This is a genomic window from Vibrio sp. A1-b2 (genome assembly GCF_021726015.1).
GTDB lineage: Bacteria > Pseudomonadota > Gammaproteobacteria > Enterobacterales > Vibrionaceae > Vibrio > Vibrio diazotrophicus.
This window is the reverse complement of record NZ_JAKKCI010000012.1, coordinates 31,808-50,196: the sequence shown is the minus strand read 5'-3', so window position 1 is coordinate 50,196 and position 18,389 is coordinate 31,808. Positions and strand designations below refer to the sequence as shown.

General features: G+C 43.4%; 19 protein-coding genes and 3 tRNA genes. 10 read left to right on the top strand and 12 right to left on the bottom strand.

Annotated features, from left to right (window positions below; genetic code table 11):
* Positions 1–12 precede the first annotated feature (12 nt).
* Positions 13–234, top strand: a complete 222-nt coding sequence (locus L3V23_RS18830; RefSeq protein WP_042488708.1) for a hypothetical protein — start codon at positions 13–15, stop codon at positions 232–234.
* Positions 235–242: 8 nt separating this feature from the next.
* Here L3V23_RS18830 and pilW read toward each other — a convergent pair whose 3' ends face one another.
* Positions 243–953, bottom strand: coding sequence for a type IV pilus biogenesis/stability protein PilW (pilW, locus tag L3V23_RS18825; protein ID WP_102967029.1), 711 nt, complete (start codon positions 951–953; stop codon positions 243–245).
* Positions 954–1,120: 167 nt separating this feature from the next.
* Positions 1,121–2,062, bottom strand: coding sequence for a homoserine O-succinyltransferase (gene metA / locus L3V23_RS18820; RefSeq protein ID WP_042488702.1), 942 nt, complete (start codon positions 2,060–2,062; stop codon positions 1,121–1,123).
* 158 nt (positions 2,063–2,220) lie between these two features.
* Between metA and L3V23_RS18815 the strand changes: the two genes are divergently transcribed.
* Entirely contained in the window at positions 2,221–2,595 is a 375-nt protein-coding gene (locus tag L3V23_RS18815) for an ATP-binding protein (protein WP_180980359.1), read from the top strand.
* 21 nt (positions 2,596–2,616) lie between these two features.
* Here the strand turns inward: L3V23_RS18815 and L3V23_RS18810 are convergent, their stop codons facing one another.
* The 5 genes from L3V23_RS18810 to L3V23_RS18790 all read right to left on the bottom strand — a co-directional run bounded on the left by L3V23_RS18810 (position 2,617) and on the right by L3V23_RS18790 (position 7,734).
* The gene (locus L3V23_RS18810; protein ID WP_102967031.1) at positions 2,617–3,765 is read right to left on the bottom strand and encodes an ABC transporter permease; all 1,149 of its coding nucleotides are present in this window, start codon (positions 3,763–3,765) and stop codon (positions 2,617–2,619) included.
* Positions 3,752–4,930: an ABC transporter permease gene (locus L3V23_RS18805; RefSeq protein ID WP_102967032.1), complete on the bottom strand. Its 1,179-nt coding sequence runs from the start codon at positions 4,928–4,930 to the stop codon at positions 3,752–3,754. Before L3V23_RS18805 ends, L3V23_RS18810 begins: the two co-directional genes overlap by 14 nt.
* Positions 4,931–5,905 carry a biotin/lipoyl-binding protein gene (locus L3V23_RS18800; RefSeq protein WP_042488690.1) on the bottom strand — a complete coding sequence of 325 codons (975 nt, stop codon included), beginning with the start codon at positions 5,903–5,905 and terminating at the stop codon, positions 4,931–4,933.
* Positions 5,902–7,323 (bottom strand): TolC family protein, encoded by a 1,422-nt coding sequence (locus L3V23_RS18795; protein WP_102967033.1) that lies wholly within the window; start codon positions 7,321–7,323, stop codon positions 5,902–5,904. Before L3V23_RS18795 ends, L3V23_RS18800 begins: the two co-directional genes overlap by 4 nt.
* Before the next feature lie 177 nt (positions 7,324–7,500).
* Complete coding sequence (locus tag L3V23_RS18790) at positions 7,501–7,734, bottom strand: hypothetical protein (protein ID WP_081878761.1); 234 nt, start codon at positions 7,732–7,734, stop codon at positions 7,501–7,503.
* A 351-nt stretch (positions 7,735–8,085) separates the two neighbouring features.
* Here L3V23_RS18790 and L3V23_RS18785 point away from each other — a divergent pair, with 351 nt between their 5' ends.
* The 4 genes from L3V23_RS18785 to L3V23_RS18770 all read left to right on the top strand — a co-directional run bounded on the left by L3V23_RS18785 (position 8,086) and on the right by L3V23_RS18770 (position 12,084).
* Positions 8,086–9,705, top strand: a complete 1,620-nt coding sequence (locus L3V23_RS18785) for a sensor histidine kinase (RefSeq protein ID WP_102942339.1) — start codon at positions 8,086–8,088, stop codon at positions 9,703–9,705.
* Positions 9,702–10,382, top strand: a complete 681-nt coding sequence (locus L3V23_RS18780) for a response regulator (protein ID WP_102942338.1) — start codon at positions 9,702–9,704, stop codon at positions 10,380–10,382. Before L3V23_RS18785 ends, L3V23_RS18780 begins: the two co-directional genes overlap by 4 nt.
* Before the next feature lie 82 nt (positions 10,383–10,464).
* Positions 10,465–11,232 (top strand): transporter substrate-binding domain-containing protein, encoded by a 768-nt coding sequence (locus tag L3V23_RS18775; RefSeq protein ID WP_102967035.1) that lies wholly within the window; start codon positions 10,465–10,467, stop codon positions 11,230–11,232.
* A gap of 159 nt (positions 11,233–11,391) precedes the next feature.
* The gene (locus tag L3V23_RS18770) at positions 11,392–12,084 is read left to right on the top strand and encodes a DUF2726 domain-containing protein (RefSeq protein WP_102967036.1); all 693 of its coding nucleotides are present in this window, start codon (positions 11,392–11,394) and stop codon (positions 12,082–12,084) included.
* Positions 12,085–12,097: 13 nt separating this feature from the next.
* Here the strand turns inward: L3V23_RS18770 and L3V23_RS18765 are convergent, their stop codons facing one another.
* Positions 12,098–13,150: a GGDEF domain-containing protein gene (locus L3V23_RS18765; RefSeq protein WP_102967037.1), complete on the bottom strand. Its 1,053-nt coding sequence runs from the start codon at positions 13,148–13,150 to the stop codon at positions 12,098–12,100.
* Between the two features lie 290 nt (positions 13,151–13,440).
* Between L3V23_RS18765 and L3V23_RS18760 the strand changes: the two genes are divergently transcribed.
* From L3V23_RS18760 to L3V23_RS18750, 3 genes are all read left to right on the top strand, one after another.
* A tRNA-Val gene (locus L3V23_RS18760) sits at positions 13,441–13,517 on the top strand.
* Between the two features lie 36 nt (positions 13,518–13,553).
* A tRNA-Val gene (locus L3V23_RS18755) sits at positions 13,554–13,630 on the top strand.
* A gap of 26 nt (positions 13,631–13,656) precedes the next feature.
* Positions 13,657–13,733: transfer RNA gene (locus L3V23_RS18750), tRNA-Val, on the top strand.
* A 700-nt stretch (positions 13,734–14,433) separates the two neighbouring features.
* Here L3V23_RS18750 and L3V23_RS18745 read toward each other — a convergent pair.
* Positions 14,434–15,201 (bottom strand): phytanoyl-CoA dioxygenase family protein, encoded by a 768-nt coding sequence (locus L3V23_RS18745; RefSeq protein ID WP_237292771.1) that lies wholly within the window; start codon positions 15,199–15,201, stop codon positions 14,434–14,436.
* A gap of 246 nt (positions 15,202–15,447) precedes the next feature.
* Here L3V23_RS18745 and L3V23_RS18740 point away from each other — a divergent pair, with 246 nt between their 5' ends.
* Positions 15,448–16,317, top strand: a complete 870-nt coding sequence (locus tag L3V23_RS18740; protein ID WP_237292770.1) for an AraC family transcriptional regulator — start codon at positions 15,448–15,450, stop codon at positions 16,315–16,317.
* Here the strand turns inward: L3V23_RS18740 and L3V23_RS18735 are convergent.
* The 3 genes from L3V23_RS18735 to L3V23_RS18725 form a co-directional block, all read right to left on the bottom strand.
* On the bottom strand, positions 16,314–16,649 hold the full coding sequence (locus L3V23_RS18735) for a fructose PTS transporter subunit IIB (protein ID WP_267134827.1): 336 nt from the start codon (positions 16,647–16,649) through the stop codon (positions 16,314–16,316). The two genes, L3V23_RS18740 and L3V23_RS18735, sit on opposite strands and share 4 nt — an antisense overlap.
* Before the next feature lie 152 nt (positions 16,650–16,801).
* A complete protein-coding gene (locus L3V23_RS18730; RefSeq protein WP_237292768.1) occupies positions 16,802–17,479 on the bottom strand; it encodes a fructose-6-phosphate aldolase in 678 nt (225 codons plus the stop codon).
* Positions 17,480–17,530: 51 nt separating this feature from the next.
* Positions 17,531–18,388 (bottom strand): NAD(P)-dependent oxidoreductase, encoded by an 858-nt coding sequence (locus L3V23_RS18725; protein WP_237292766.1) that lies wholly within the window; start codon positions 18,386–18,388, stop codon positions 17,531–17,533.
* Between the last annotated feature and the right edge of the window lies 1 nt (position 18,389).

The window sequence follows — 18,389 nt, the reverse complement described above, 5'->3', positions numbered from 1 at the left end:
AAGGAGGTAAGTATGGACTTTGTGTTCTTTCAACCTTGCCAACCGGATTGGTTATGCAAACCATTCTTGAGTGTATTTTCACTATTGTTGCTTGTCGGACTGGTTTTGTTTATCCGTATCGTTTATCGCGAATACCAGAAAATACAACGGGCGAAACAAGTACGACGCCTACGCCGAGTGCATTATCGCGATAGAAAAGGCGGCAATAATGGCCGCCCGAAAAACGCTAAATGACAATGAGCCTACAGTTGTTTGAGTAGCGATAAATATTTCTGTTCCAACCTTTTGTTTCCGGCTCGTCGTTCTAAATTTGCCAACAAGTGCAGTGATGCTTTTTGATAACCATGGTTTTGATGAAACTGCAAAAGCCTCACTCGCGCCTGAGAAAACTCTCCTGAATCTATTTCTAGCTTCGACAATTGTAAGATTGAGCGAAATCGCTGTGGATCATGATCTATGGCGCGGCTAAAGTACTTTTTTGCTTTGCTCAAGTTGCCATACTTCGCTGCACACAAACCGGCATTTTCGTAGCTTTCCGCCACTAAGTAATAGTTGGGTTGTTTTACGGCTTGATTGAAATATTTATCGGCTTGTCGGTAGTCGCCTATCTTGCACAGGAAAGCACCATAATTGTTGAGCACTTGGCCATTGTCGTCATGTTCACTCAATGCGTCTTCGTAAGCTTCAAGTGCTTTATCTTTTTCGCCGACGACATCGTAATAATGAGCGATCGCAAGCATGGCTCTGTAGTATTCCGGCGCGTGATCTAACGCCTTCTCAAGGTTTTCTCGTGCTTTGGGCATGTTGCCATTTTCTAAATAGCCCAAGCCTAATGTGATTCTCGATTCCGCTTTTTCAATCGGGTCGTTGTTTTGTTGGAGACTGTCTTGCTGTTCAACCATCATGCAGCCCAAGAGGAGAGATGATAGTAAAATACTGAGTATTGATTTCATTAACTTACTCCTTGAATTTTGAAGGTATGATAATGAAATCAATTAATTATCGAAGTTGTGGTGAAAATTTATGCGACAGGTTCTGCATATTCAATGGAGTGAATAAAAAAGCCCGCTAGTGATAGCGGGCTTAGAAGTGTGTGCTGAAATACAACTTTGCTCTTCGACTAGTCGTCTTTTGTGAACTTGTCTTCGCTAAAGTGTTCCAGATCAAACGGTGTTTGTTGGTATACACAATAGTTAAGCCAATTCGCGAACAACAGGTGCCCATGACTTCGCCAACTTGCTCTCGGTTGATTATCCGGATTGTCATTCGGGTAGTAGTTCACAGGAATCATTGGTTCCATACCTTCACCCAGATCGCGAACATACTCATTGTGCAGTGTATTAGCATCGTACTCCGGGTGACCGGTAACGAACACGTTACGCTTGTCTTTCGTTGATGCTAAGTACACGCCCGCAACGTCAGAAGTCGCGAGTATATCTAAGTCGGTATGTTGATCTAAAAAGTCGGCTTCAAAATCTGCATAACGAGAATGAGGAGCCAAAAAGGTATCATCAAAACCACGCAAGATTGGGTGGAATGGCTGATGGATGTCGTGATGGTAAACTCCGGAGAGTTTTTCCTTACGTGTTCTCTTTGGCAAGTTATACAGTAGCTTCAAGCCTGCTTGTGCAGCCCAACACACATAAAGTGTTGAAGTAACATGGCTTTTTGCCCATGTCATAATCGTTTGCAAATGATCCCAGTACGCCACGTCTTCAAACTGAACTAAGCCCAGAGGGGCTCCGGTGATGATCAGACCATCAAAGTTACGATCCTTAATTTTGTCAAACTGACGATAGAAAGCATTAAGGTGTTCTTCCGGTGTGTTTTTGCTTGGGCGATCATCAATGCGTAACAGTTCGATATCCAATTGCAGAGGGGAATTGGAGAGTAGACGTAAAAACTGAGTCTCGGTCTCAATCTTTTTCGGCATTAGATTCAAGATCAAAATTTTAAGTGGGCGGATTTCCTGCGTTGACGCACGAGATTCTGGCATCACGAAGATGTTCTCTTTACGTAACACATCACTTGCAGGTAGTTGATCGGGGATCCTAATTGGCACAGCTTTCTCCCTTAGCTAACATTTTGGACGTCTAAACATCTAGACTTATAGCCTAACTATTTGCAGATGTCGATAGCAAAATGCAGACAACCTCAAATTAAGTTAATATTCACGCCCTACGCGGTTATTTCATAATTTTATATCTTATTAACGGGTTCATCATGCTGACTCTCACTCTTATCCGAGGTTTACCGGGTTCAGGTAAATCAACGCTGGCAAAAACATTACCAGCCGTTCATTTAGAAGCGGATATGTACTTTGTGGATGAGCAGGGAGAGTATCAATACCGTGCTGAGGAAATTGGGGATGCACACCAATGGTGCCAGCAACAGACGGATTACTGGCTTCAACAGGGCAAGAGCGTGGTGGTATCAAACACCTTTGTTAAGCAGTGGGAGATGACCGTCTATAAGAAGTTAGCCAGAAAACATAAAGCTAAGCTGAATATCATTGTGTGTCGAGAGCTTTACGGGAATATCCACGGTGTCGATGATGAAGTCATCAAGCGGATGCGAAAAGACTGGCAAGAATAACTTGTTTGCTAGCCGTTTCTTCTACTTTTCTATTCTGGTGCAGTTGCGTTGCGCTTTGCTAAGCTGCCACCAAGCCAGCATGAACCAAACTATCACTTGTCCCCACAGCAAAGTCCATTGAGATGCTATTTGACGCCATTCAGCACTCATTTGATTGAGAGCTAAGAAGCCTTGTATTGCCGGAGTACTTGGAAACAGTTTCGATGCCCATACAATTGGCTGTGGAATCGCCTCGACAGGCCATATAAAGCCTGCTGAAAAAATCAAAGGCATTGAGCTAAGCAAAACCACCAAAGTTACCAGCTCCCGTCTTGGAGTAATAGAACCAAGCCAGATGCCGATAAAACACGAAGAAAGTAAAAATGGCAGTAACAGCGTCAGCAGTTCGGATGCGTGTGCCAGTGTGTTGACACCATGCAGGCTAAAACTTGCGCCGAAATAATACATACTCAGCAGGTAGTAAATCGGGATGAGCACAACACTTCTTAAAGCGATGAGTTTGAAACTGGATATGTGGCTCCAATAACCAATACCGTGTTTCTGCGTGCCAACCATCATGCCTGAAGCAATCAGCATCGTTTGCTGCAAAATAAGAACAAACACGGCTGGTACTACATAGTCTACATATCCCATACGTGCATTAAACGTGGGTTTCAGGTTTTGTCCGGTCGGCGAGTAGTGTTTAGCGGCAAGTGAAAGTGGCTCTCCGTCTACGACAAGACGAGCGACTTTGGTTTTGGCTGCTAATGTTCCGCCTGCCTGAGCCAGACCTTCAACCAATGTGCCGTAAACCAAAAAGTAGGAAGCATCACCCGCATAAGCAAGAGTGGTGCTTTTTCCTAGCATTAAGTCTTTGTAGAAATGTTCCGGAATGACCAAAATTCCGCTCACTTGCTTATCTAGAAACGTCTGCTTTGCTTCTTCAATGGTCGCATTTCGTTGAACGACTTTGACCTGTGGCGTTGCATCAACCATGCGTTCGAGTTGATAGCTGGCTTGACTCTTATCCAAATTTACTACGGTAAGTGTTTGTTCTCTTGGCGTTTGCTGACTGTAGGGAAGCGGGTAAAGAAACGAATAGAAAAATACGCCACCAAACACGGTTAATACCACCACCGGGTTGGTAAACAGTGCTTTAATTTCAGCTTTTAGTAAGTTAAACCAGCTCATGGTCACTCCTCACTTTTTCTTCAGCTCGCAGGTGTTTTTTTATCAACAGGAGGGTTAATCCAAGTGGTAGAAGGTAGCCAAGCATAGGCCACAAAGATGCAAGAGCAGAATAAGCATCGAGTCCATAGCTGACTTGGCTTACCTGTACATCAATATAATGACTGACAGGTAGCAAGCTGCGCCATATCTGAGCCAAAGTGCCCATATCCGTTGTTGGGAATGTTATTCCCATAAAAGCGAAGCTTGGTGCGGTATATGCCGCGGCGAAGCTCATCGCTCGTGCTGGGTCTAGTGTAATAAAGAAAAAGAACGAGCCCATAATCATACAGGCCACAATCGTAATGCACTGAGCAATAACCATGGTCGACATGGAACCGTGCATAGGCCAATCTAGCCCGTGATAAAACCAGCTAAGAAAACCGGCACCTTGCAGGGCGAAGACCAGTGAATAGGGCGCGAGTGTTGCTATTAAACGAGAGAGCGTATTGTGTTGCGCCCAAATGCTTAAACCGTGAGTTCGGTGATTGGCGGCCAATATCATAATGGTGGTCACCACTATGGCAATTTGCCAAATGGCGGGAACAACCGCCGAAACCAAAAACTGCGCGTAGTTTGTGTTTTTATTAAATAGTGGTGTGATTTGAGTACGTATCGGTAACACGTGACTCATTGCACCCAGCGTGGTTTGCTGACCCTTGGCGAGCGTTTTTACCACTTCAACCTGCGCATTAAATGTGGATTGCGCTTGCACGACGGCAGAATTGATTAGCCTTCCAACCAGAATCATTTGGCTGTTATAGAAGGTGGTAACCTGTGGTTGTTCTCCACGATAAATAGCCTTATCGAACTGGTTCGGAATGACCACATAAGCGTAAATGTCAGTGCTCTTTAGATCCTCTGTCGCTTCTGCCACATTGGCGTAACTACGAATCACCGAAAGGGTAGAGGTTGCATCCAGTTCGCGGCTAAGCTGTCGTGAAAGGCGACTATTGGATAGATCTACGACGCCAATAGGTAAGTCGCGGACAATGGCTTGGGAGAATATCCACCAGATTATGACAACCAATACGATCGGAACCCATGTCAGACAGGAGAGCAACCAACGATCTCTCCTTAATATCTGCCATTGTGTCGCTAAAGAAGGTGAAGCCACAGCGTGATCCATTTACAGTTCAACCACCACGCTCATGCCCATGCGTAAACCTTCGACCGGTTCAACGGGGCGAGCCTCAACTTCAAAAGTGCGCAAGTCGAAACCTTGTGTTGCATCGGTAGAGCGCCATGTTGCGAAGTCGCCCATTACCGCAATATGAGTGACTTTAAACGCCAGCGTTTTATTCAGTGCTGGAACAAAAGCATTGAACTGAGAATCCTTAGCAAAATGGCTGAGCAGGTCTTCTCGAACATTGAGAACCGCCCAAGAATCTTGCGTATCGACTACTGTCACAACAGGGAAGCCTTGTGGGGCGAGTTCGCCACTTTGCATTAATACTTGTGCAACTTCTCCGTCAAACCAGCTCGAAATTTCAGTGTCTGCGGCGTATGCTTCCACTTCAGCAACCGCTCCTTCAGCCATACGAACTTTTTCTGCTGCGGCTTGTTTGGTTTCTTCACGAGCGCCTTCTTGAGCCATGTTGTACATCTGCTGTGCTGAGCTTTCAGTGTATTTCGCTGCTTGCCATTGCGTTAAAGCTTCATCTCTTTTCTGCTCAGCAACGACGCCATCTTTATATAGGTTATTGACGCGTAAATAAGTCTTCTCAGCTAATTGAGAAGCGGCGCGCGCTTTTAACCATTGATCTTTTGCTGCTTGAATCTGTTGTTCACGAGCACCGTTTTCCGCTTCCTGAGCCAAGGCTCCAGCGGCTTTTTTTCCAGCAATAGCTTGATCAAGCTTGGCTTCAATTTCTGGGCTGTGAATAGTGAATATCAGCTGTCCTTTTTCGACCATATCACCTTTGCGAACATACACTTGGTCTATACGCCCCGGTACTTTTGAGGAAATGCTGTATTGCTGTGATTCTATCTGACCCTGCAAATGAATAGGCTTTGGCTGATAAGCTTGATAAAAGCCATAACCGATCCATGAAACCAAAGCTAGGGTGGATACAGCAACTAGTGTCGTTTTTACAGCCTTCATGATGGATCCTTTTCATTCACAAGTGTTTGAGTTTCAGTGCTTGTCAGAGGAATTGCTGAGTTTTTGTAGTTATCAAATGTGTCCATTTCACTGGTCAGTGCGAGCAATTTATTGAGTGAAATAAGGTAATTAAAGCTGGCAACGTATTGCTGAGTTTTAACGCTCGCTAAATACAGTTCGGCATCTACCACATCAAGAGAGGTAGATAAGCCTTGGGTGAATGCTTTCTGACGCAGTTTAAGGTTTTCTTGAGCAAGATTGAGGCTGGAGTTTAGCCCTGTCACTTCTTCAAGTGCTTGCTCTGCTTCGAGATAGGTTTTCTTCACTAAGACTTGCAGATCTTGCCTTGCTTGTGCCTTCAAGTATTTGACTTGTGAAACAGCACTATGCGCTGCCTTAATCTGATCACTACGCCCTGTATTTTCAAGCAAAGGGACGCTGACACCAATACCAACTAACCAATCTGGCTTCATCTGACTTGCTAATGAATCATCTTCATAGAGACTGTAGTCGCCGTATAGGTAAACCTCTGGGTAATATTTGCCTTTCTCCGCATTGATTAAGCTGCTGGCTTGTTTTTCTTTGGCGTCGAGCAAATCAAGGCCCGGATAAGTATTGAGTGTCTGTTCGACAAAGGCACTCATTGAAGGAAGACTTTGGTTTACAAACAACTCACCATCGGGTTCTACGAGGGTGGTTTGTCCTAGAATTTCCGTTAAGGCATTTTGAGCAATATCGAGGTCTTTCTGTGCTTTCTTACGTTCAACCGCCGCTTTATCTAATGAAGCTTCCGCCTGAAGTCGCTCAACGTGGGCAATTTGCCCTTGTTGCTCTAGTTTTAAAGCGTTATCTCTGTGTTTGGTTAATCCAGCTTCAACGGAAGAGCGTGTTTCTAAAACTTGCTGAGCCAAAACCACGCTGTAATAGTATTTCGCTAAGTCTTCGTAGCGAGCTTGAGTTTCCATCGCAAGCTGACTTTGAGCTTCCTCTTTCTTTCCAATCGCGGCATCTTGGGCTGCTGAAATTCTGCCGCCAGTAAAAATAGGCCAGACAGCTCGAATAGAAGAGCTGAAGATATCTCTTTCAGTAACCGTTGAAGTTATTGAACCAATGGAACTTAGTAGTGCAGCAGGGAGAGGGAGGGTTTGACCTGTACTCTCCATAATTTGCTGGCCGGAGAGCGTCACGTCGTTATCTAAGCGAGTGAAGTTCGCTCCCACGCTAATGGAAGGTAAGTTGAGGTTACCTTTAGAATTTTTAAGATGTTCGTAACGCTCTACATTGGCACGTTCTGCTGCGAGGGAATTGTTGTTCTGTTTCAGCAGTTCCCAAGCTTGTTGAAACGAAATTGGCGCAGAATAAGCAGTTTGAATACCAAGCAGAGAGCATACAAAAAGAGCGATAGTTTTTGTCTTCATGTTCAGCTCAGCAATAAAAAATAATTAGAGCATATGCTCTAATTATTTATGTGTTAAGTCAACGGGTTTTAGAAAGCATACTCTTTTAAAAAGAATAGTCTTGTAAAAAGCACGGTGTTGTAAACGTATCGTTGCTTATCAGCAAATCGCTGTCTGTGACAAAACAAACCGTATTTGTTAGAAGTGATGATCCGCAGGGCAAAAATAATCCGCTCTCCAAACCAACTTTTTGCTGCTTTGCATCGTGCTCAGCAATTCTCTTCCTGACATCTGAGGAAAAGAGAGAAGTACTAACATTTCATCTGAGCAGGTATCTTTCGGATCATACGCTCTTACGTGGGTGAACGTAGAACACAGTTGTCTCGATAACATGTCTTTGGAAAGACAAATCCCTAAGTCGTCCCGTTTCATAAAAATGCCCCATCAAATTGTTGAGTTTTACTTCCTAAAAAACTCATTTTCCGATAAACGATTCACATAGAATTTCGCTAGCCAGAATGCTCCTGATTGCTTATTAATTATACAGCTCAACTTTTGACTCTGTCGAAGTAAAGCACCCACGCACTCTGTGATTCCTGCCAAATTTAGGCGATGTAATAAAACTTTGTTACTAGCTCTTTAGAAGTAGTTATCATTCGAATTTTCAGGGGCAAAATTTTGGTTATTTTCGAGGGTATTTTATTGCGATAAGTTGTTCACACTATTCGATACCTATTTAGCGCTGATGTTAATTAAGTGTTACTTTCAGCCCGGAGGTAACACATGACTTGGAACAGCATCAGCTTTCGTAAACGCCTGCTCATTATTATGACCTTATCAGGCTTGATAGAGCTGTTACTTTTGGTGGCAGCGGGTTTCGCCTATGTGAAACATAGCCAAGAGGAAGAGGTAGGGCTGAAAGCACTCGGGGTCGCTTCATTTTTAGCGCAGTCACCGAGTGTGATTAATATGCTGCAGAGAGGTGAGGCTACCGCTGAGCAACAAGAGCAGTTTCGAGATCTGACCCAATTGATTGGCGCCGCGTTTATCTCTATTGGTGATAAACAGGGTATCCGGCTGGTTCATCCGCTGGATGAGCGCATTGGTAAACCTATGGTTGGTGGCGACAACTATCGAGCGCTGATTTCAGGTGAGTCCTACGTTTCCTATGCCAAAGGTTCTCTTGGTAAATCGGTTCGAGGAAAGTCTGCAATACGCGATGCGAATGACCAAATTATCGGTGTAGTCTCTGTCGGTTATCTGATTGAGCGTCTACAAAATCGAATTGAACCGTTTCTTATCTATCTGACTGGCATGGCACTGCTTGTCGTTGCCGCGAACGTAGTCGTTTCCAGTTATGCATCTCGTCGATTTCAAAGAGCAATTCTGGGCTTTGAGCCAGAAGAAATCGGGCGTCTTTACGTCGAACTTGATGTGACCATGAGTACCATAAAAGAAGGTATTTTAAGTATTGATTCAAAAGGGTATTTAAGGTCAATCAACAAAAGTGCCTGTGAAATTTTAGGTTTAGACAAAGAGAAAGCGCTGAATCGATTATTAACCGATTCTCTGCCCGATAGTGATTTGTATACCGTACTGGAAACTGGCGAAACAGATAAAGATATTGAGCTGTTTTTGAATAACCAAAGGCTGATTGCAAACCGCAGCGCAATCATCGTCGACGGTGAAGTGGTCGGCGCCGTATCGAGTTTCCGTCTGAGGGATGAAATTAACGATCTTACTGAGCAGTTATCACAAACCAAAGAGTACGCAGAGATGCTCAGATCCCAGACTCACGAACACCGAAATAAACTGAATACGATAAGCGGATTGGTTCAGATGGGTGAACTTGAAGCGGTGCAACAGCTGATAGGCCAGGAAACAGCGCTGTATCAAAACTTGATAGAGTTTCTTCGCGAGACAGTGAAAGACCCATTGATTGCCGGATTGCTTTTAGGCAAAACCGAAAGAGCTCGCGAGCTTGGACTTGAACTGTTTGTTGAACAAGGTTCGAAGCTAGAAAACTTGCCGGAGAAAATCAAAGCAGAAGACATTGTCACCATTCTGGGTAATTTGATTGATAACGCTTTTGATGCCTGTCTTTCATCTATCCGAACAGGGACATACATCTCGCCAGAGCGTCGTACCATTCAAGTGTCTATCAGTGATTATGGGCATGAAGTGATTTTGGAAGTGGAAGACCAAGGCTGTGGTCTGCCAAAAGGGCTAAGCCAAGAACAATTGCTACAGAAAGGTGTTTCAAGCAAAGCTAAGCATAACAGGGGCGTTGGATTGTATTTAGTTAAGCAGCTTACCGATCGTTATTTAGGACATTTGGAAATGGTAGCGAATACCCCATTCGGTACACGTATAACGGTTTATCTACCAAAGGAACAACAATGAATACTCGGGTTTTGATCGTAGAAGACGATGTAGCCATTGCTCAGCTTCATAATAAGTACTTAGATAAAATCGAAGGCTTTGAAGTGGTGGGAATCGCCACTAGCCAATCGGAAGCAGAGATGCAGCTTGATGTCCTTAAGCCGAATCTGGTTCTTTTGGATGTCTACTTACCGGACGGCACAGGATTAGACCTTATTCAGCGTATGAGAGGGAAGAACGACAGTTGCGACGTTATCTTGATTACTGCGGCGAGAGAAGTCGAAACACTGCAACAAGCTATGAGGGGAGGTGTGGTGGATTATCTGTTGAAGCCAGTGATCTTCCCGCGTTTAGAAGCCGCTTTGAATAAATACCGTTTGAGACAGGCAGAGCTAGGACGCATGGCTGACTTAGACCAGAATCTTGTCGATAAAATGATGACGGCCAATCTTGGTGACGAACCTAAACTCTACCGGCTTCCTAAAGGGATAGATTCGGTCACTTTGGATAAAATTCGTTACTTATTTCAAACACCAGTCAGCTTAACGGCAGATGAAGCCGGAGAGAAAATTGGCGCAAGCCGAACGACCGCCCGAAGATATCTTGAGTACTTGATTAGCACAGGTGAATTACTGGCAGATCTTAAGTACGGAACGGTCGGAAGACCAGAACGTAGTTATAAAAAGCTAGTGCGATAATCCGCAAATGCACTGCATTCTCGTCATAACCATCTAAAGTATAAGAAACCAATAGGCGAAATTTGCTTTGAGGGAGAGTCAAATGTTTCGAAACTTTTTGATGTCTTTGTGTCTAATGCTGGCAGCGAATGTCGCGGTAGTCGAAGCCCATCCTCTTGAGTCTTTGGTTTATTACACTGAAGACTATCCCCCATTTAATTTTCGTGAAAACGGGGTAATTAAAGGTATTTCTGTCGATTTACTGCACGAAATGACTTCAGCTTCAGGAGTCGAGATCCCCGAAAACCACATAATATTGCTGCCATGGTCACGTTCATATCGATCTGCCCTGATTCAAAAAAATAGCGGACTGTTTTCCACGACGAAAACATCGCACAGAGAAGAACTCTTTCAATGGGTTGGGCCAATTGATGTCGCCAAGGTCACAGTCATGGCGCGTAAAGGAAGCAACATAGTTATTAACTCTCCAATAGATATGGCGAAGTATCGTATAGGAGTGATGAGGGACGATGTTGGTGAACAGATGTTGTTTTCACTGGGTGTTCCGAGAGAATCCATGCAAGAGGCCACGCATATTAGCCGCTTGATCGAACTGCTTTATAAGAATCGAATAGACTTGATGGTGTACGATGAACGCTCGGCAGGTTGGCTGATTGAAAAAGCGGGTTATGGAGTGGACAGCTTCGAGAGCGTATACACGCTTGAGCAAAGTGAAATCTATTACGCCTTCAACAAAGGCGTCGATAAAGCGGTGATTAAAGAGCTACAAAAGAATCTCGACAACATCAAAAATACGGTGGATTCCGAAGGCATCACTCGTTATCAGTCCATCGTCGAAAAATATCAGTAGTCTTTATTTTGCAAGTACAAACCTCAAGCGATGAACAACGGGTGTAACATAGCGGTATCAACATCTCTCAAAAGTAACCATCAGTGCTGGTTTTTCTACATAACTTCGGTTATGAATTAACGTGTTAGCGTCGTTTAGCTTAGGAGTCGGCTTTTTATCATGACCAACATTTTTATTGTTGTTGCCATTTTGGTTTTGTTTTTCTATATCATTCAGAAAACAGTTACTCGTAGTGACGAAACAAAAGACTTTGCATACAAGTCAAAGGGTGCAGCCCTGAATATGACAGAAAGTGCTTTTTATAACGCTCTGAAGACGGCAGTAGGTGATCATGGTGTAGTGCTAGCAAAAGTGAGTATGGCGAATCTTGTTACCCCTACAAAAACCAATAATAAGAAAGAGTGGTTTATCGCCTACAACCGAATTGCGAAAAGTTATTTTGACTTTGTTGTTTGTGATGCTCGTACATTAGAGCCAAGAGTGATCATTGAACTTGATGACGGAAAGGAACTGAAAAAAGGCAAAGTTGAACGTGAAAAGTTGCTTATTCACGTATGCAAATCCGCCAACATCCCACTGATTGGCACTAATGTGAAACTGAGTTACCAAGTAAGTAAACTGAGACGTTTGCTCGCTGCACATATCGACCTTATTGAATCAGATAAAGAAGTACGATTCTGTAAACGCTGTGGTAGTCCTATGGTGATAAAAACCGCTAGCCAAGGTGATTTCAAAGGGCGTCGATTCTTTACTTGCAGCCGTCAGCCACACTGCACATACACAGAAAACTACAACGTGGTGTTTGAGCAGGACAACTTTGATGACGACCCAAATATAGAGCGCCTAAACTAAGTTGATTTAATGGTTAACAGGTGCTGGTATCTTCTGTGAGATCTTTTGAAGCGCGACTCAAACGGACTTGATTACGTCCGTTTTCTTTTGCTTTATAGAGCTGAAGATCTGCGAGCTTCAAGAGATCACTGAGTTTGTCTCCGTCACTATATTCGCAGATGCCCACACTGAGTGTAATGTGTATTCTTTTATCACCAAAAGCGAACAAGTGTTGGCTCATCATTGAGCGGACTCGCTCTCCAACTTGCTCTGCTAGTTCAATAGGATGATCAAAAAGAGTAACGCAAAACTCCTCGCCGCCAATCCGATAAAGATTATCGTCACCGACCACTTGGCAAAGCAGGCGGGTGGTTTCCATCAATACTTTGTCACCAGCATCATGGCCATATTGGTCATTCACTTTCTTGAAATAGTCCAAATCAATAAAAAGCAGACAAAGTGTTGTTTCATCGTCTTTATGAGTTTCAAAGTGCTTAAATGTCGAAGTCAGGGATAAGCGGTTGTGAGCTCCGGTTAATGAGTCTCGAGATGCTAGATAAGTAAGTGAATTTTCAATGTTTCTTCGGTTGAACTCGTAGATGTGAGCAATGATCCATATGCACACGTAACATGCAATAAGGTTGGTAAAAGTCGGAAGAGCTTGCAAAACTTGGTTCGAGTCTACGTTGTGGTAAATGCTGGTTAGGTGAATAAGAAGCACAGCAAAACAGAAAGCGCGGCCTTGTTTTATCCCCAATAGAGAATAAAAGAAAATAGGGAACAGCATTGTCCATACATAAGTACCATGTTCAATCGGCTGGGTATAAATAGAGGTAGATGCCACGAAGGTAAATAAGTAGACGAAGATTTGAATGTGATGCTTTTTATGCTTGTTTTTCTTAGCTAATTGATAAGCATAAAAAGAGTATCCCCCCAAAATGAGATCTAACCCTGAGTGAAAATATTTACCAGTCACATGGAAGTGAAAAACCGCAAAACAAAGTGCAATAACAGACATGAAAAGACTGACTCCCGTTAAGACGGAAGCTCGTAGAGTGTGTGAGTTATCGAAAATATGAACGTCCATTCACTACTTTGATATCGGTTGTTATTGGTTATTTTTGGGTAAATTCAATATTACGTTTTTAGAGTAATCAATCAATCAGTATTTTGGGTCGGTGTCACAAAATTAAAGAGAAGTGGTTTACGAGCGTCTTATTAATAAGAAGCTATTTAGCGCGTATTAAGAGAGACTTTATAAGCACGGATAAAAAAACACCAAACTGTCTATAGAAGAGCCAATTAGTTCAAAAACATAGAAATTGCACTTGCATGCCTCAGGTTCAGTCGCTAATATCGCTTTCGTTCTAAAGCAGTGCGTCCGTAGCTCAGTTGGTTAGAGTATCGCCTTGACATGGCGGGGGTCGGTGGTTCGAGTCCACTCGGACGCACCATTCTTAAATCATTAAGAACAATAGAACACAGAATTTGGGTCTATAGCTCAGTTGGTTAGAGTACTACCTTGACATGGTAGGGGTCGGCAGTTCGAGTCTGCCTAGACCCACCATAAAAATTGAATATATATGTAAATTTGGGTCCGTAGCTCAGTTGGTTAGAGTATCGCCTTGACATGGCGGAGGTCGGCGATTCGAGTTCGCCCGGACCCACCAAATTTCTCAATAAAACCCGCACATTAGCGGGTTTTATTGTTTCTGAAGCCTGTAAAGTATACTTGTACATTCTCTGTTATTTCTCTTCTTTTACTCAAATATTTATTCTGTTTTATTCACATAAATTTTGCTGACTCATATTTTGTAGGGCACGGATGGTCACAATTGTGACCAACTGGTGACCACGCAAATTTTTGAGACCGAAAATTTAGTCTAATCTAGTAAGGACTGGATTTTGTTTGACTGAACAATTTGCAGCTTAAGATCCCAAGTCAACATAATATGTGGAATGGAGCTTTAGCGAGAGATGAAGCTCTGGTTGACTTTGTATCGTCTACTATTAAAGAGTAATTTCTACGAAGTTCAGTCAATATCTATTGAGGCTTATTGAAGTTATAATACGCATTAATATTCAGTAGGTGTGAATTAAAATCAACTCATTCTGTGTGATCTAGATTCTTGTGTATTGGTTCGTTCGGCGGTTTACCCCAGATTGTGCGGCTTTACGCGAAAATACGTCCATCCACGATTCTGCTAGGGGTGAATGTCTGTGGTGTCAATATTGAACAATTCTTGCCAAGAAGTAACGTTCTCCCATTTATTACTATTAATGACGTTGTTTGCTTTATATACTGATATATTATGTTTCACTATTTCAATAGGTTAGCCATTCATGTTGAACAGCTAACTTTTGGTTTGATTACTCTACATCTAGTAGCCATTTTTGAGCTGGAGTTAGGCGGCTGGCAGTATGCTCAGTAAGCCATTTTTGTTGATCTTGTTGCGCGACATCGTCACGATCGATATAGAGGCCGTGAAGCACACGACGGCGCGTTCCTGCGTAGTTAATAGTGCCGCCATGCCAAGTGTGAGCGTTGAAAATCATCACACTGCCAGCCGGACACTCCAAATAGATTTCATCAGGGTGCGCGCCTTCAACATCAGCTAAAACCTCTTCAGGCAATTCTGGACGTAAATGAGTACTGGGGATAATTCGAGGCGCACCATTCTCACGGGTTAGGTCGTCAATCGCCCAAATTGAGTTAACTAGGTGGACTTTAGGGAAATCTGGACGCGGCTTTTTCCAGTCTGCATGAAGCGGTTGATGGCCACAGTCTGGATGAGCCTCTCGTGCGTTGAGGCTAGATATCTTAAAAGCGCCACCAAAGATGTGTTTACAAGCGGAGAGAACAAGCGGGTGTGCCCATACCTTTTCCCATACTGTGCCTTTGTTTATCAGGTTGGCGACTCTTGTTACACCTTCTTCTTGGTGATGTTCGATCGCCAAGTTCTTCCCTTCTCGTTCAACAAGCATGTCGATAGTGCGGCGTATCTCTTCTAGCCAATCTTTATCTACAACGTTGTGAATTACTGTAAAACCTTGGGTGTCTAGTTCATGAATCATCTGAGGGGATAGTTCAAGATCTGCACCGAGAGCATTTAAATGAGTTTGAGCGATTTGTGTCATGGAGGGTACCTTTTGATATTATTTTAGTGCTGACATTAACAGTCAAAATAATGGACATTAGGTGTTTTATAAGTAGGGAAATTGTTCGAAATACTGGATATTTGTTGACTATGAAGCGAAGTGTGATTTAGCACATATCTTTAAGGTGATTGCTCACATATTTTGTTGCAGGTTAATAACTATAATGTTTTAAGGAGTAATCATCCGTAACTTTGGTATAGTTAAAATTCATACAGACAATCAACCATGCTAGACAAAACATATTTATTAGAAGCGCTTGAATATTATGCAAACCAGACTGAAGCTATCAGCGATGTCTACTTTGCCGGTAATCTACCCTCGCCTCCGCCATTAGCCTATCAAGTTCACTTTCCTCGCCTAGAAATGGTGCTGGTGGGAGAGTTGGATATGGAAGTGGGTAATAGTATGGGGGTAGATACTCAATACACACTAAAGCAGGGCGGAGTATTGTATTTACCTGCGGAAAGTTGGAATAAGCCGATATGGAATAAACCAGTCGTCATTTTAACTGTGATGGCGGGTAAGCAGAGTTTTGGTATGAGTTTACTTAGCTGGGATGGAGAGCAGTTTGACTCTGCGATAAAGGAAAATGTCCTTCGTCGTGGCCCGAGAATCGGCGCGTTTATTCTTAATGCTATTGAAGAGCTGATCAAACAGCCAGAGAGTCAAGGAACAAAGCGCTTGTTGGTAGGGGCGTTAGTTAGTCATATTCTCGATTTGATTGAGCGACCAGTTGAAACACCATCTAAAAGCCATGCATTGTTTGAAGCGGTGAGGGATCATCTTGAGCAGCATTATCACGAGCCTTTAACACGCGAATCTGTTGCTCAGCATTTTTATGTGTCACCGAACTACTTGTCTCAGTTGTTTCAAAAAGAGGGGCAACTTAAATTCAACGAATATTTAAACCATGTACGTTTGGAGCGCTCAAAATACTTGTTGATTGAATACGATATGAAAGTGAAAGAGGTAGCGCATCGCTGCGGCTTTAAGGATAGTAACTATTTTTGCCGCGTGTTTAGAAACCAAACTGCACGCTCTCCGTCGGAGTATCGCGCGCAGTATCTTAGCTCAAGTGCAACGTCAGCAGACTAGAGAATGAGCTCTGCATTAGGTGGCGCGTTGCGTATTTTTTTTATAGCTTGAAGTACTTCTTCGCTATTTCTTAAAAAATGCGCAATGGAACAACGCACAATTCGCGTTTGACTGAATCGCTCAACACCGTCAATATTGATATCGGCAATAATGACCGCAACATCAGCTTCTGCGATATCAGACTCTTCAAGTTGGTTCTCGCTCCCCAGTGCTCCTTGAGTTTCAACTGAGATTTTATATCCCGCTTTTTTACAGGCTTTTTCTAGTGCTTCGGCAGCCATGTAGGTGTGTGCTACGCCACTGATGCACGCAGTAACTCCAACGATTTTCATAATGCGGTCTTTTATTAGTTATACCAATCGAGATAAATATCTCATTAGTATTATATGCTAATGCCCAATGATTGTAATATCCTTGGGCATGCGATTGGTTTCATTTTGTGTGTTTTATAATCCAGTGACCAAAAACTAATGACTAGATCACATTATAGTACGTCTAGCACCGTGGTATCTTTCCCATAAACGCCTTCCCAATCAGTAACAAAGCCTGCGACACCAGATTCTGTCAGTGGATGCACCAATAGTTGGTCAAATACGTCTGGTGCAATCGTTACTGAGTGTGCACCTACTAGAGATAATTGATGAACTTGCTGCACGTTTTTAAATGATGCACCGAGAACTTTAGCATCCAAGTTATAAGTGTCGATCAGTGCCACCATATCAGCAGCAACATTAACACCATCGCTACAGATGTTATCTAGACGGTTTACATAAGGGGCTAGAAACTCTGCGCCAGCAACTGCTGCCATTAGCGCTTGCTGAGGAGTAAGGATAGCTGTTGCGGTGATACGTATGCCTTCTGCGTGGATAAGCTTCATCGCTTTGATGCCCTGAGGTGTTGCTGGCACTTTTACGATGATGTTGTTATCAAATGCTTTCAGTGCTTTTGCTTCTTCAAGCATTGTCTCTGCGTCTTTACCCATTACTTGGGCATGTAGCATACGCTTTTCACCAATACACTCACGGATATCCAATAGGATCTCTTTAAGAGGACGGTTTTCTTTAGCGACGATAGATGGGTTAGTCGTTACGCCAGCCAGAGGGTAAAGATCTACCGCTTTGCGAATTGCGTTAAGGTCTGCGGTATCTAGCATGTAAATCATGGTGCTGCTCCTAATTGGGGGTAGGCTACGCCTCGGCGCAACCAAACAAATTTAAATAAAGTGAAATTCTTTCATGCACTTGGTAATGGCATCTTTACTCTCAGTAAATACCACGCCTTGATCGGCGAGTTTGCTTGTGTCTAAACGTACATCGCGTGTTATTGGGGCATCCGCTGCTTCTAACAGTTCATTTAGTCGCTCTTGTTGGCCTAACTCTATGAGAATATGCTCTGCAATCTCGTAGCGGCTTGCTGGGTTATGTGCCCCTGTATGATAGGTACCGTAAGGAATAGTGAAGATCTTCGGGAACTGTTCGATAAGCTCGTGAACGTAAGTTAGACCACGGAACTCATTGCGACGCTCTCGCATCACCTGTCCGTTAACTAGCGCTTGTAGTGTGTTCCAAACCACGTTCGGGTTGATGGTAGTGTTACGCTCAGGAAGACCAAATAGCCAAGTAAAGCGCAGTATCCACATCTCGTCGAGAATACTTGCTAGCTCTTTTTCAGCTTCAAGTTTGTTCTGTCCGTACACGGTATCTGGTACAGGTTGGTCTAATTCGCTGTATGGACCTTTTTCTAGGTTACCGTTAAACACTTGCTCTGTGGATATAAACACCAGCTTAGCACCATGTTCTTTACACGCTTTTGCTACGTTGATCGCCCCTTGAACATTGACCTTATGTGCGAGATCAGGATGCTTGTTGCAGAAGTCTGTCACCGCAATCGCCGCAGCGTGGATAACGTAATCAGGTTTGAAGTTTGCGAAAGTTTCAACCACCGCTTGGTTATCGGTGATGTCTAGCTGCTCAACATCCAGTCCAAGGATATCAAACTCACCTTGGTAGCGGTTGATAAAACGAGTGCCGAAGAAACCTTTTGCACCGGTAATTAGTATTTTCTTAGTCATG

Coding starts and splice junctions, on each gene's coding strand:
- L3V23_RS18830 (WP_042488708.1), top strand. CDS start 13: ATGGACTTTGTGTTCTTTCAACCTTGCCAACCGGATTGGTTATGCAAA.
- pilW (WP_102967029.1), bottom strand. CDS start 953: ATGAAATCAATACTCAGTATTTTACTATCATCTCTCCTCTTGGGCTGC.
- L3V23_RS18810 (WP_102967031.1), bottom strand. CDS start 3,765: ATGAGCTGGTTTAACTTACTAAAAGCTGAAATTAAAGCACTGTTTACC.
- L3V23_RS18805 (WP_102967032.1), bottom strand. CDS start 4,930: ATGGATCACGCTGTGGCTTCACCTTCTTTAGCGACACAATGGCAGATA.
- L3V23_RS18800 (WP_042488690.1), bottom strand. CDS start 5,905: ATGAAGGCTGTAAAAACGACACTAGTTGCTGTATCCACCCTAGCTTTG.
- L3V23_RS18795 (WP_102967033.1), bottom strand. CDS start 7,323: ATGAAGACAAAAACTATCGCTCTTTTTGTATGCTCTCTGCTTGGTATT.
- L3V23_RS18790 (WP_081878761.1), bottom strand. CDS start 7,734: ATGAAACGGGACGACTTAGGGATTTGTCTTTCCAAAGACATGTTATCG.
- L3V23_RS18785 (WP_102942339.1), top strand. CDS start 8,086: ATGACTTGGAACAGCATCAGCTTTCGTAAACGCCTGCTCATTATTATG.
- L3V23_RS18780 (WP_102942338.1), top strand. CDS start 9,702: ATGAATACTCGGGTTTTGATCGTAGAAGACGATGTAGCCATTGCTCAG.
- L3V23_RS18775 (WP_102967035.1), top strand. CDS start 10,465: ATGTTTCGAAACTTTTTGATGTCTTTGTGTCTAATGCTGGCAGCGAAT.
- L3V23_RS18770 (WP_102967036.1), top strand. CDS start 11,392: ATGACCAACATTTTTATTGTTGTTGCCATTTTGGTTTTGTTTTTCTAT.
- L3V23_RS18765 (WP_102967037.1), bottom strand. CDS start 13,150: ATGGACGTTCATATTTTCGATAACTCACACACTCTACGAGCTTCCGTC.
- L3V23_RS18745 (WP_237292771.1), bottom strand. CDS start 15,201: ATGACACAAATCGCTCAAACTCATTTAAATGCTCTCGGTGCAGATCTT.
- L3V23_RS18740 (WP_237292770.1), top strand. CDS start 15,448: ATGCTAGACAAAACATATTTATTAGAAGCGCTTGAATATTATGCAAAC.
- L3V23_RS18735 (WP_267134827.1), bottom strand. CDS start 16,649: ATGAAAATCGTTGGAGTTACTGCGTGCATCAGTGGCGTAGCACACACC.
- L3V23_RS18730 (WP_237292768.1), bottom strand. CDS start 17,479: ATGATTTACATGCTAGATACCGCAGACCTTAACGCAATTCGCAAAGCG.
- L3V23_RS18725 (WP_237292766.1), bottom strand. CDS start 18,388: ATGACTAAGAAAATACTAATTACCGGTGCAAAAGGTTTCTTCGGCACT.